The organism is Nocardiopsis sp. ATB16-24, from assembly GCF_030271535.1.
Taxonomy (GTDB): Bacteria; Actinomycetota; Actinomycetes; order Streptosporangiales; family Streptosporangiaceae; genus Nocardiopsis.
On sequence record NZ_JASCXJ010000003.1, the window covers coordinates 1 to 13,387 of the forward strand.

General features: G+C 70.0%; 8 protein-coding genes. 2 read left to right on the forward strand and 6 right to left on the reverse strand.

Features of this window, described 5'->3' with window-relative positions:
* Window positions 1-141 precede the first annotated feature (141 nt).
* From PFX91_RS04255 to PFX91_RS04265, 3 genes are all read right to left on the reverse strand, one after another.
* A complete protein-coding gene (locus PFX91_RS04255) occupies window positions 142-717 on the reverse strand; it encodes a hemerythrin domain-containing protein (protein ID WP_285729566.1) in 576 nt (191 codons plus the stop codon).
* A gap of 199 nt (window positions 718-916) precedes the next feature.
* A complete protein-coding gene (gene xylA / locus PFX91_RS04260; protein ID WP_285729567.1) occupies window positions 917-2,074 on the reverse strand; it encodes a xylose isomerase in 1,158 nt (385 codons plus the stop codon).
* A 54-nt stretch (window positions 2,075-2,128) separates the two neighbouring features.
* Window positions 2,129-4,132 carry a beta-galactosidase gene (locus tag PFX91_RS04265; RefSeq protein WP_285729568.1) on the reverse strand — a complete coding sequence of 668 codons (2,004 nt, stop codon included), beginning with the start codon at window positions 4,130-4,132 and terminating at the stop codon, window positions 2,129-2,131.
* Between the two features lie 82 nt (window positions 4,133-4,214).
* On the opposite strand from PFX91_RS04265, the gene PFX91_RS04270 reads away from it, so the two are divergent.
* Both PFX91_RS04270 and PFX91_RS04275 read left to right on the forward strand, forming a co-directional pair.
* A complete protein-coding gene (locus PFX91_RS04270; protein ID WP_285729569.1) occupies window positions 4,215-6,515 on the forward strand; it encodes a glycosyl hydrolase family 95 catalytic domain-containing protein in 2,301 nt (766 codons plus the stop codon).
* Between the two features lie 140 nt (window positions 6,516-6,655).
* Window positions 6,656-9,376, forward strand: coding sequence for a cellulose binding domain-containing protein (locus tag PFX91_RS04275; RefSeq protein WP_285729570.1), 2,721 nt, complete (start codon window positions 6,656-6,658; stop codon window positions 9,374-9,376).
* 313 nt (window positions 9,377-9,689) lie between these two features.
* Here PFX91_RS04275 and PFX91_RS04280 read toward each other — a convergent pair whose 3' ends face one another.
* From PFX91_RS04280 to PFX91_RS04290, 3 genes are read right to left on the reverse strand one after another with little or no spacing between them, the layout of a single operon-like run.
* Entirely contained in the window at window positions 9,690-10,601 is a 912-nt protein-coding gene (locus tag PFX91_RS04280; protein ID WP_285729571.1) for a carbohydrate ABC transporter permease, read from the reverse strand.
* Complete coding sequence (locus PFX91_RS04285; protein ID WP_285729572.1) at window positions 10,598-11,641, reverse strand: ABC transporter permease; 1,044 nt, start codon at window positions 11,639-11,641, stop codon at window positions 10,598-10,600. The genes PFX91_RS04280 and PFX91_RS04285 overlap by 4 nt, the downstream gene beginning before the upstream one ends.
* On the reverse strand, window positions 11,634-13,295 hold the full coding sequence (locus PFX91_RS04290) for an extracellular solute-binding protein (protein WP_285729573.1): 1,662 nt from the start codon (window positions 13,293-13,295) through the stop codon (window positions 11,634-11,636). The genes PFX91_RS04285 and PFX91_RS04290 overlap by 8 nt, the downstream gene beginning before the upstream one ends.
* Window positions 13,296-13,387: the final 92 nt, after the last annotated feature.

Sequence of the window (13,387 nt, forward strand, 5' to 3'; positions counted from 1 at the left end):
CTTCACGGAATACCGTGCCCGTAAGGGTGGCAGGAGCCGTGTTGTGCCCCGCGCCGTGAGGCGACCGCCGTACCGATTCAGCACACGTGACGGCCCCGCCGGGTTCATGCCCGGCGGGGCCGTTTCGCTTTCCGCCCGAGCTCAGCGGTTCTTGGCCCTCTGGACGGCCTCGGCGAGCTCCTCCTTGTTCATCTTGGAGCGGTCCTTGATGTCCAACCGCTTCGCCTCCTCGTAGAGCTCCCGCTGTCGGGGGATCCGCCCGGAGGCGCCGCCGAGGCCGAAACGCCTCAGCTCCTGTTCGCGTCGTTCGGAGAAGGCCCTCCCCAACTCCCGCACGCGCTTTTGGCCCACGGCGCGTTCCAGGGCCGGCAGGATCTCGCTCTCCTCCTCCTCGACGTGGTGCTTCACCTCGTCGACGAACTCCTGGCGCAGTTCCTCGAACTCCTCGCTGTTGGGGTCACAGTCCTTCAGACGCGTCAGGATCTCCTCGGCCTCCTGGTGCTCCTCCGCGCTGTGGCGGACCTGGGGGACCTCACCGGTCGTGCGGACCACGACCGGGTAGACCTCGTCCTCCTCCGCCCGGTTGTGCGCGGTGAGAACGGCCTCGATCTCCTCCAACAGCCGCGGCCTGTTCTCGGGTTCGGTCTGGAGTCGGTCGAACAGGTCCTCCATCCTCCGGTGGTCGCGGATGATCAGGGTGATGGCGTCGTCGGCCATGGTCGCCTCCGCTTCGGTACGGGGTGCCGGCGACCCACGCCACTACCCGCCGTCGCCGTCCCCAGACACCGTTTCCGCGCTCCATCGCATCCTTGACGCGGAGTTGGCCGTGTCCCGGACTCCGCACACCACCCCGGACACGGCGCGGGGCCCGCCGACGCGTCGGCGGGCCCCGCGGGGGCTCTTGGTCCGGTCCGGGTCAGCGCACGCCGAGCAGGTGCTCCAGGGCGAGCTGGTCCAGGCGCTCGAAGTGGTAGCCGCGCTCGCCCACCTCGGCCAGGTCGATCTCCTCGGCGAGCAGGTCGGACGGCGACTCGCCCTCGCCCAGCGTGGGCTCGGCCAGTTCGGGGACGCGGGAGGCCTTGAGAGCCTCGATCACCTCGGGGTCGGCGCGGAAGGCCTTGGCCTTCTCACGCAGGATGAGGTAGTTGCGCATGCACGCCGCGGCCGACTCCCACACGCCGTCCATGTCCTCGGTCCGCGGGGGCTTGAAGTCGAAGTGCCTGGGGCCGTCGTAGTTGGCGCTCTCCAGCAGGTCGACCAGGAAGAACGCCTCCTTCACGTCGCCGGCGCCGAAGCGCAGGTCCTGGTCGTACTTGACGCCGCGCTGCCCGTTGAGGTCGATGTGGAACAGCTTGCCCGCCCACAGGGCCTGCGCGACCCCGTGTGCGAAGTTCAGCCCGGCCATCTGCTCGTGGCCGACCTCGGGGTTGACCCCGACCATCTCGGAGTGCTCCAGCGAGTTGATGAAGGCCAGTGCGTGCCCGACGGTCGGCAGCAGCACGTCGCCGCGCGGCTCGTTGGGCTTGGGCTCGATGGCGAAGCGCAGGTCGTAGCCCTGGTCGCGCACGTAGCCGCCCAGGAAGTCGAAGGCCTCGCGCAGCCGGTCCAGGGCGGCGGCGTCGTTCTTGCCCGCCTCCGTCTCGGCGCCGTCCATACCGCCCCAGAACACGTAGGTCCTCGCGCCCAGCGACACCGCCAGGTCGATGTTGCGGATGACCTTGCGGATCGCGTAACGGCGCACGTCGCGACTGTTGGAGGTGAACCCGCCGTCACGGAACACCGGATGGCTGAACAGGTTGGTGGTCGCCATCGGCACCGTGAGACCGGTCTCCTCCAGAGCGGCCCGGAACGGCTTGAGGACGGCCTCGCGTTCGGAGTCGGAGCTGGTGGGGGCGAAGAGGTCGTCGTCGTGGAAGGTGACCCCGTACGCGCCGAGGTCGGCCAGGCGGCGCACCGTGTCGGCCGCGTCGAGCGCGGGGCGCACGGAGTCGCCGAACGTGTTCAGTCCACGCCATCCCACGGTCCACAGGCCGAAGGTGAACCTGTCCTCGGGTACGGGCCGGTAGTCGTTCATGATCGTCTCTCCTGGATAGGCGCAGCGCTCCGCCTAGTTTGTCTAGACTCCCAACTAATTGTCAACGGGGTGACCGCGCAGCACCGCCACACCGCCTCCGGGCAGGGTCATCCCCTCCGCGGAGGCGCCCGACACCAGGTCGTGGGCGCCCGCGTCCAGGCCGAACCGCGTCGGGTCGATCCGCCGTGGTCGGTCGTCGTGGTTGGTGACGAACACCCACGCTCCCTCCCGGTCCACACGTCGCACCACGTCCAGTCCCGGTTCGGGGAACGGCCCCGTTCCCGCCGCCTCGGCCAGGAGTCGGGCCAGACCCCGGTCCGTCAGCCGCGCCGACAGGTACCAGGCCTCGCCCGCCCCGTGGCGTCGCCGGGTCGCTGCGGGAAGCCCGTCCAGCGGTCCGCCCGCGTAGTGCGCCACCGCCTCGGCCCCCGCCAGGTGGACGTGCTCGCTCCACAGGGTGACCTCCTCCCGCACCGATCCCAGGTCCATGCCCACCGACTCACCGGAGGGCATCGGGTACACCTCCTCCACGCGCACGCCCAACAGGTCGCGCAACGCACCCGGATATCCGCCCACGCGCACGGTCCCGTCCGGATCGGCCACCCCGCTCAAATACGTCACCACCAACGTTCCGCCGTCCTCGGTGTAGCGGGCCAGCCGCGCGGCGCCCTCGTCCGACAGCAGGTACAGCGCGGGCACCACCAGCAGCGGCACCCGGGGAAGTTCGCGGTCGGGGCGCACCACGTCCACCGTGCGTCCCGACCGCCACAGCACCCGGTGAACCTGACGCACGGACTCCAGGTAGTCCACGTTCCGCGAGGGCAACGAGGGGCCGCCCAACGCCCACCAGCACTCCGGGTCCCAGGTGAGGGCCGCGTCGACGACCACGTCGGCGTCACGCACCTCCGCGAGCCGGGGCAGCAGGTTCCCCAGTTCGCACACCTCACGGAACACCCGCGAGTCGGCTCCGGCGTGCGGCACCATCCCCGAGTACCACTGTTCGGCGCCGCCCCGCGAGGCCCGCCACTGGAAGAACATCGCGCCCCGCGAACCTCGGGCCACGTGCGCCAGACTGTGCCGCACGGTCTCACCGGCGGCCTTGGGTCGGGTGACCTCCCCGGTGTAGGTCACCCCGGCCGCCTGCTCCATCAGCAGCCACGGGCGACCCGGCCCCGGTACCCGGTCCGCCCACGAACGCGCCAGGTCGGCGGCGAAGGCGGTCTGTTCCGCCGCGCCGGAACCGGTGAGGTCGGGGTAGTCGTCCACGGCGACCAGGTCCAGGTGTTCGGCCCACCGCCACGGGTCCACCGGGACCCAGTCGCCGAACGCCAGGTTGGTCGTGACCGGTACCTCCCGCCGTACCGCGCGCAGCGCCTCGCGCTGGGCCAGGAAGTGCTCCAGCATCGCGTCCGACAGGAAACGCCGAAAGTCCAGGACGTGCGCGGGGTTGGGCAGGTACTGGGTGGCGCGGGGAGGCTGGATCTGCTCCCATTCCGAGTAGTGCTGGCTCCAGAAGGCCGTCGTCCACGCCGTGTTGAGCCCGTCCAGGTCGCCGTGGCGCCCGCGCAGCCAGTCGCGGAAGGCCCTGGCGGTGTGTTCGGAGTGCGACCAGGTGCCGTACTCGTTGTGCACGTGCCACATCCGCAGCGCGGGATGGGAGGAGTACCGCTGGGCCAGAGCACGGGCGATCCGGACACTGGCCTCGCGGTAGGCGGGGGCGCACACGTCGTAGGTGTCACGGCTGCCGTGGGTGAGCCGGGTGCCGTCGGCGGTCACCGGCATCGCGTCGGGGTGGGCCAGACCGAACCACGGGGGAGGGGAGGCGGTCGGAGTGGCCAGGGCGACCCCGATCCCGTTCTCCCCGAGCCGGTCCATCACCCGGTCCAGCCACGCGAACCGGTACTCGCCCTCCCGGGGTTCGAGCAGGGACCACGAGAACACGCCGACCGTCACGAGGTTGACCCCGGCCCGATGCATCAGTTCCACGTCCGCCACCTGGACGTCCTCGGGCCACTGCTCGGGGTTGTAGTCGCCGCCGAACCAGAGCGGAGTGGACATGGTGGCTCCTTCTGCTTTGGTGTGTGCGCCAACAAAGTAGGGCCAAAGGCGTCCCGGCGACACCCCCACACGAGGAGCACCCATGCCCACACCCCGCCACGTCCGCACCCGGCATCCCGTCCGGACCTGGGAGGACGCCCTGATCACCGGCAGCGGAACTCTGGGAGCGCTCGTGCACTCCACCTCCGACCGGATCCGCCTCACCCTCGGCCACGAGAGACTCTTCCTGCCCGTCACCGCACCGCTGCCCGCCCCGGCGACGGCACGCGTCCTGCCGGAGCTGCGGGCCCTCCTTCTCCAAGGTCGCTCCAGGGAGGCCGCCACGCGCATCGTGGAGGTGGCCGCACAGGAGGGCTACACCGACACCCGGTGGATCGACCCGCTCGTGGGAGCCGCCGTGCTGTCGTTCACGCCCCTGACTCCCGGGGAGGACGTCCCCACGCGTACCTGTGACCTGGACACGGGACTGGTCACCGAGCTGCTGCCGGACGGGACCGAGCACCGGACCTTCGCCTCCCGCGTCGACGGGGCGGTGATCGGTGAGATCGCCTCACCGCACGGCCTGGACGGAACGTTGCGCCTTTCTCCGCTGGAGGAGACCCCACCGGTGGCGTTGACGTCCCGGACGGAGGTCGCTCCCGGACTGCTCGCCCTGAGGGTCGGTTTTCCCGAACGTCCGGACGGCGCCTTGGACGGGTACACCGTGACCTGTGCGGTCACCGCCGAGGAAGGGCGGGTCCGTGTCGGCGACGAGGGTCTGGAACTGCGAGGGGTCCGCAGACTGCGGCTCGTGACGCGTGTGACGGTGGAGAAGGCCGGGCCGCCGCGCGCACGGGTGGTGGGAGGGACCACCGCTTCCGGTGGGCGGGTCGGACGGAACGCGGACGACGGTACGAAGGGCGGGGAGGTCGGAGGCGACGAGGGGTTCGCCCCGATGCTCGAACGCCACCGCGCGGTGCACGGAGCCCTCATGGACCGCTTCCGCCTGGAGTTGGGCACCGACCCCGGCGTGTCCGACCTCCTCGGGGAGGAGCTTTCGGCCTGCGGCCCCACCCCCGAACTGGTGACCAGACTGACCGACGCCGGCCGGTACGCGATCATCTCCAGCTGTGGTGAGCTGCCGCCCACCCTCCAGGGCGTGTGGAGCGGCACCTACGACCCCCCGTGGCGCTCGGGGTACACCTTCGACGGCAACCTGCCCTCGGCCGTCGCGGCCCTGCACGCCACGGGCACGCCCGAGCTGATGACCGGTCTGTTCGACCTGCTCGACGGCATGGCGGAGGATCTGGCCCAGAACGCCCGGCGGCTCTACGACTGTGGGGGCGTCCTCCTGCCCGCGCACGCCTCCACCTCCGGTCGGCACGACCACTTCGGACCCGAGTGGTGCCTGACGTGTTGGACCGCCGGGGCGGCGTGGATGTCCCGCCTGTACTGGGACCACTACTCCCACACCCGCGACCGAGGATTCCTGCGCGAGAGAGCCCTGCCCTTCCTCACCGCGGCGGCCGAGTTCCACGAGGACTTCCTCACCGACGAGGGCTTCTGTCCCTCCTACTCACCGGAGAACACCCCGGGGGACGGCGACGGTCAGGCCACGGTCAACGCCACCATGGACGTGGCGGTCGTACGTGACCTCGTCCGCAACCTGGTGCGCGCGCACCGCGTTCTGGGCGAACCGGGCGCCCGCCGCTGGGTCCGCCTGGGCGCGCGCCTGCCCGGTTACCGGATCGCGGCCGGCGGTGAGCTCGCCGAATGGGCCGGCCCGGCGGGGCCGCTGGCCCAGACCGAACGGCATGGTCACCGACACGCCTCCCACCTCTATCCGCTCTGGTACGAACCCGATCCGGCCTTCGCCGCGCCCCGTATGCGCGCGGCGGCGGTCGCGGCGGTGCGTGCGCGACTGGGGTGGTGGCGCGGGCAGGAGTCCGACGAGATGGCCTTCGGACTGGTCCAGCTGGGCCTGGCCGCGGCCAATCTCGGTCTGGCGGCGGAGGCCCACGAGACCCTGGCCCTGCTGGCCACGCGCTACTGGCGGCCCACGCTGGTGCCCACCCACAACCGGGGCAGCCTGTTCAACGTGGACATCGGAGGCGGCTTCCCCGCGGTCGTGGCCACGATGCTGGCCAGATCCGGTGAGGGTTACGTGGACCTGCTGCCCGCGCTTCCCCGCCAGTGGGGCTCGGGCCGGGTGGAGGGGCTGCGGGTACGCGGCGGGGTCATCGTGGACCGCATGGAATGGTCCGACGGTCGGGCGTGCGCGCGGCTGCGTTCGGTGGAGCCCCGCCACACCGTGATCACCACTCCGGGCGGGGGCGGACAAAGGGTGTTCCTGACGCCGGATCGGGTGACGACCCTGCAATTCGGTGTGGTCGCCGGTCGGTAGTCGAAGCGCTTCGAAATTTCTCGAAAGGACCCCTTGCCGCTGTGTCGGAGGCCTATCCAGACTAATGGGGAATTCTCGTCCGTCCGGAGATCTCCTTTCCCGGGCGGGCCCTACCCCCCGAATCCCCAAGGAGCCCGCACATGCCTCCCCGACCGCAACGGTCCTCCGGACGTGCCAGGGGCCTACCGTTGTTCGCCCTCTCGGCCGCCACGGCACTCACCATGTCCACCCTCGCCACCACGGCCGTCGCCGCCCCCGCGGAGACGACGCGGAGCGCCTACGCGTGGGACAACGTCCAGATCGCCGGAGGCGGCTTCGTTCCCGGCATCGTCTTCAACGAGACCGAACCGGGACTCGCCTACGCCCGCACCGACATCGGCGGCGCCTACCGCTGGAACCCCGACACCGAACGTTGGATCCCCCTGCTGGACTGGGTCGGCTGGGACCAGTGGGGGTGGACGGGCGTCGTCAGCATCGCCACCGACCCCGTCGACCCCGACCGGGTGTACGCGGCGGTGGGCACCTACACCAACGACTGGGATCCCCACAACGGCGCGATCCTGCGCTCCGACGACAGGGGAGGGAGCTGGGAGGCCACCGAGCTGCCCTTCAAGCTCGGGGGCAACATGCCCGGCCGGGGTCTGGGCGAGCGCCTGATGGTGGACCCCAACGACAACAGCATCGTCTACTTCGGGGCCCGGGGAGGCCACGGCCTGTGGCGCAGCACCGACCACGGCGCCACGTGGGCGGAGGTGACGGAGTTCCCCAACCCGGGCGACTACGTTCAGGACCCCGACGACGAGTGGGGCGTGCACGACGACGTCATCGGCGTCACCTGGGTGGTCTTCGACCCCGACAGCGGCACGCCCGGACAGCCCACGCAGGACGTCTACGTGGGCGTGGCCGACCTGGACGACCCCGTCTACCGCAGTCGGGACGGCGGGCGCAGCTGGGAACCCGTTCCCGGAGCGCCCACGGGTCACCTGCCCGCGCACGCGGTCGTGGACCACGAGGGCGACCAGCTCTACGTCGCCACCACCAGCACCCCGGGTCCCTACGACGGCGACTCCGGTGACGTGTGGCGCATGGACCTGGCCTCGGGGGAGTGGGAGAACATCAGTCCGGTCCCCTCCGACAGCGAGGACAACCACTTCGGCTACGGCGGACTGACCATCGACCGGCAGAACCCGGACACGCTCATGGTCACCACCCAGATCTCCTGGTGGCCGGACATCCAGATCTACCGCAGCACCGACCGAGGCGAGACCTGGACCCAGGCATGGGACTGGGGCTCCTACCCCGAACGCGTCACGCGCTACGACATGGACATCTCCGGTGCGCCCTGGCTGGACTTCGGCGGCGGCGGAGAGCCGCCCGAGACCCAGCCCAAACTCGGCTGGATGAGCCAGGGGATGGCCATCGACCCCTTCGACTCCGACCGGTTCATGTACGGCACGGGCGCCACCATCTACGGCAGCGACAACCTCACCGCATGGGACGCCGGCGCCACCTTCGACATCGAGGTGAAGGTGCACGGACTGGAGGAGACGGCCGTCAACGACCTGATCAGCCCGCCCGAGGGCGCCCCCCTGCACTCGGTGCTGCTCGACATCGGCGGCTTCACCCACCACGACCTGGACACCGTGCCCGACCGCATGCACCAGCAGCCCTACTGGGGCAACGGCACGAGCCTGGACTTCGCCGAGCTGAACCCCTCGGTGATCGTGCGGACCGGTGACGCCGAGGACGACGCCAACTCCCACATCGGCATCTCCACCAACGGTGGCGACAGCTGGTGGGGAGGACAGGAACCCGGCGGGGTGAGCGGCGGCGGCACGGTCGCTGTGGGGGCCGACGGCTCGACCATCGTGTGGAGCCCCGACGGCACCGGCGTTCACTTCTCCACGACCACCGGATCGTCGTGGACCGCCTCCTCGGGAGTCCCGCAGGGTGCCAGGGTGGAGGCCGACCGGGTGGACCCCGACGTGTTCTACGCGGTCTCCGGCGGCACCTTCTACACCAGCACCGACGGCGGTGCCTCCTTCACCGCGGGCTTCGACGGACTCCCGGCCCAGGGCAACATCCGCTTCGGCGCGGTCCCGGGTCACAGCGGCGACGTGTGGGTGGCCGGAGGCACGGGTGAGGACTACGGCATGTGGCGGACCACGGACTTCGGAGCCGACTTCGACCGGATCGAGGCGGTGGACGAGGGCGACGCGGTCGGCTTCGGCGCACCCGCGCCGGGCGGCGACTACCCGGCCGTCTACACCAGCTCCAGGATCGACGGCGTACGCGGCATCTTCCGGTCCGACGACGCGGGCCGCAGCTGGGTCCGGATCAACGACGACCGGCACCAGTGGGCCTGGACGGGCGCGGTCGTCACCGGGGACCCGAACGTCTACGGCCGTGTCTACATCGGCACCAACGGGCGCGGCATCGTCTACGGCGACCTCGTCGACGGCGGGGCCGAGCCCGGCCCGGGGCCCACTCCGGAGCCGTCTCCCGACCCTTCCCCGGATCCCTCTCCGGATCCCACCCCGGAGCCGGACGACTGCGGGGCCGAGTACCGGATCGACAACACCTGGCCCGGCGGCTTCCAGGCGGGGGTGACGGTGACCAACACCGGCTCCCGGGCGATGGACGGCTGGGAGGTGTCCTGGGAGTTCGGTGCCGGTGAGGAGATCACCAGCCTCTGGAACGGCTCCCACGAGCAGGACGGCGCCTCGGTCCGGGTCACCGACGCCGGATGGAACGCCCGGATCGAACCCGGGGGCTCGGTGCGCGTCGGCTTCAACGGCGTCGTCGACGGCGAGCCCGCGAGTCCGACCGCGCTCACCGTGAACGGCGTGGCCTGCGGCTGACGTTCCGGCGTGCCGTGCGGGGGCCGGGGTCGCGAAAGAGGCGACCCCGGCCCCCGCGCCCTGTCACACCTGTCGGTGGAGGGTCGCACGGACCGAGGTGGAAACAGGTGTACATCAGGTCCATGGGTTTCGTGGAAGAGCCCATGATCGCGACCATGTCCGAAGTCAGACGACATCTCGCCGACACCATCGACCGCGCGTTACGTACCCCGGAGCGCCGGGTCCGTCCTTGCCCGACGAACACGTCCGGACCTTCGCCCCCGGGTCCCGGAGGAGGAGGACCACGGGGGCGAAGGGGTCGGGGGCGGTGTTCTCAGCCCTTCACCGCGCCGATGATGACGCCCTTGGTGAAGTGCTTCTGCACCAGCGGGTAGACGAACGTGACCGGCACCAGCGCCACCACCACGATGGCCATCTGGATGGCCAGGTTGGGCGCCGACGCGGTCCCCTGCACGGCGTCGCCGATCACCGAGTTGGAACTGAGCTGCTGACCCTGCTGCACGTACTGGCGCAGTACCAGTTGCAGCGGCCACTTGGCGTTGTCGTTGATGTAGAGGATGGCGTTGAAGAAGGCGTTCCAGTAGCCCACCGCGTAGAACAGGGCGATGACCGCCGTGACCCCCTTGGACATGGGCAGCACCAGCCGGGTCAGGATGGTCCACTCGCTCGCCCCGTCCACGCGTGCGCTGTCGCCGATCTCCTGGGGCAGGTTCATGAAGAAAGCGCGCATCACCACCAGGTTGAACGCGTTCACCGCCGTGGGCAGGATCAGCGACCAGTAGCTGTCGATCAACCCGACCTCGCTCACCAGCAGGTACAGCGGGATCATCCCCGGGGCGAACAGGAAGGTCAGCAGGATCGCGAACAACAGCGGCCGATGCCACAGCGAGCCCGGTTGGGACAGCCCGTAGGCGGCCAGGACGGTCGCCGCCAGGCTGACCGCCGTCCCCACCGCCGTGACACCCAGGCTCACCAGGACCGCCCTGGTGACCACGCCGCCGCCGAACAGGTCGGCGTAGGCCTGGAAGGAGATCCCCTGCGGGACCAGGACCAGGCCGCCCGCCTCGTTGACCGCCGATGCGGGGGACAGGCTGGTCAGGACGACGACGTAGAGCGGGAAGACGACGACGGCGGCGATGGCGGCGAGCGAGGTGTTCTTCGCCGCGCGTGCCGGAAGGCTCGGGCGCTCCGCCCACACGGGGCGGTCCGTGAACAGTGTGCTCATGATCGTCGATAGATTCCGTTCTCCCCCATCTTGTGGGCCAGCTTGTTGGCCAGCACGATGAGGATCAGTCCGACCACGCCCTTGACCAGGCCCGCGACCGCGCCCGCGCTGTAGTTCCCCGTGACCAGGGTCTGGTGGTAGATGAAGGTGTCCAGTACCTCGGAGACGGCCGAACCGAACGCGTCCCGCTGGAGGTAGAACTGCTCGAAGCCGACGTTGAGGATGTCGCCGAGCTTGAGGATCAGCAGTAGGACGATCACCGGACGCAGACCCGGCAGGGTGATGTGCCACATGCGCCGCCATCGGCCGGCCCCGTCCACGGCCGCGGACTCGTACAGGTTCTGGTTCACGGCCGCCAGCGCGGCCAGGAAGATGATCGTCCCCCACCCGGCGTCCTTCCAGACCATCTGGGAGGTGACCACGAACAGGAACGCGTCCGGGTCGGTCATGATCTCCAGGGGCGCGTGGCCGTTGCGCCGCAGCATCTGGGAGAACAGCCCGGCGCCGCCCAGGATCTGCTGGAACAGGGTGACGACCAGGACCCAGGAGAAGAAGTGCGGCATGTACACGATGCTCTGGAGCACCAGCCGCAGCCTGGGCGTCATGACGCCGTCCAACAGGATCGCCAGGGCGATGGGGATGGGGAAGAAGAACACCAGCTGGACGGTGGCGATCACCAGGGTGTTGCCGACCGCGCTCCAAAAACGCGCGTCGGTGAACAGTCGCTCGAACTGGGCCAGGCCCACCCACGGGCTGCCGAGCACGCCGTCCCAGGGGTTGTACTCCTGGAAGGCGATGACGTTGCCCAGGGTCGGCGTGTAGTGGAACACCGCCAACAGCCCGATCGCCGGGAGCGTCATCAGCAGCAGCTGCCAGTCGCGGCGCAGCCGTGCCGAGAACGAAGGCCCCTGTCTCCTCCGGGAGGGACGTGCGCCCCGGTGGTCGGGGACGACGGGGGGCCGTCGTCGCCGACCACCGCGCCGACGGGGCCCGGGGGCCGGTGAGGGCCTCGTGCCGGGGACCATGGTCCGTTCAGTCACGGCCGTGCTCCTGGAGGACCTCCATGTAGAACTCGCGCCCCTCGTCGCCGCCGTCACGGCGCCAGTCGGCGATGGCCTTGTCCAGTGCCCCGAGGCCCTCACGGCCCCTGATGATGTCCTCCACCTTGTCGGTCATGGGGGTCTCGGCCGCGGAGAAGCGTTCGGGACGCTGGATGCGGATGCCCGCGAAGGGGTCCTCCTCGGCGAACCGGGCGGCGCGGTCGTACCAATCGCACTTCCACTGGACGAAGTCCGGGTACTGGCTCTCGGTGACGGCCGGGGGCCGTCCGCTCAGGAAGTAGTAGCCGTCGTTGACCTCGGAGTTGCCCAGGTCGGTGAGCTGTGGGGCGCCGTCGTCGTCGAGCTCGTGGTGGACGCCCTCCGCGCCGTAGCGGTAGTCCATGTACTCCCGGGTGCCGAAGGGCGCGGCGCAGAAGTTCAGGATGCCGAGGATCTCCTCGACCTCCTCCGGCTCCATCCCCTTGCGTACGAACACCGACTGGCTGGAGGGGTCGTTGCGGTGCATGACGGGGTCCCTGTCCCCCGCCCCGAAGACCGGCATCAGGTCCAGGCGGAAACCGGGGTCGTCGCCGAGCATCTGCATGTAGGCCTCGTGCCAGGCGCCGAGCCCGTCCTGGTTGAAGATGATCTGGCCGGAGTTGAGTAGTTCCTTGGAGTTGTCGGCCTTGGCGACGATGTCGGGGTGGACCAGGCCGGCGTCGAACACCTTGCGCATGTACTCGACGCCGGCTCGCCACTCGTCGGTCTCGAACATGTGGACGAGGTCGCCGTTCTCGTAACGCCACTGTTTGGGTGCGCCGAAGACCTGCCGGATGCTCAGGTTGAAGTCGCCGAACGCCCAGCGGTTGTTGTCGGGGTCGTTGACCTCCTCACCGATCGCGAAGAGGTCGTCGGGACTGCTCGGCGGCTCGATGCCGTACTCCTCCAGCAGATCGCGCCGGTACAGCACCCAGTTGCCGAAGGGCTCGGAGGGCCAGGGCACGCCCTGCAACCGGCCGTTGAAGACGTTCCAGCGCCAGGCGTCACCGTCCAGGTTGGCGAGCATCGGATAGTCGGCGGCGGCGTCGCCGGCCAGGAGGGGGGTCAGGTCCTCGAACAGCTCTCCCACGGCCCGGTTGAACTGTGGGATCAGGTTGATGACCCAGTCCGGGAACATCGTGATGTCGGCGACGTCGCGGCCGGCCACCACCGCGTTCATCTTGTCGATGATCGTGTTGCCGTCCTGGAAGTTGAACTCGACCGTGGCGCCCATGCGGCCGTTGACGTGGTCGAAGAAGGAGTTGGCGCCCAGGCCCGGCGGAATCGGCCCCCACATGGGCGTCATGGCCGTGTAGTGACCACCTCTGCCGAGGGGCTCCGGCACGGCCGTGACGAGGGTGTCGGGATAGGAGGTGAACCCGTCGGGGGCGCCGTGCAACCCCTCGATGTCGGGGGAGACACCGTCGAAGGGGATGTACGTGGGGATGAGGTCGTCCAGTGAGGTGGCCTCAGAGGCGGAACCGCCGCCACCGCCGCCACCGCCCGAACCGCAGCCGGAGAGGGTTCCCGCGGTGAGCGCGGCGGCGGTGGAGGCGCCCACCAGGCCGAGGAAGCGGCGGCGATGGATCGCCGGACGCAGGGGGGAGGGGGGCATAGCTCGTTCCTTCGGTCGATCAGGCCGCGGCCCGGGGGGTAGGAAACGAAGGGCCATTTTGCTATGAATTGGTTGGCCGTTGAGGCAAACAA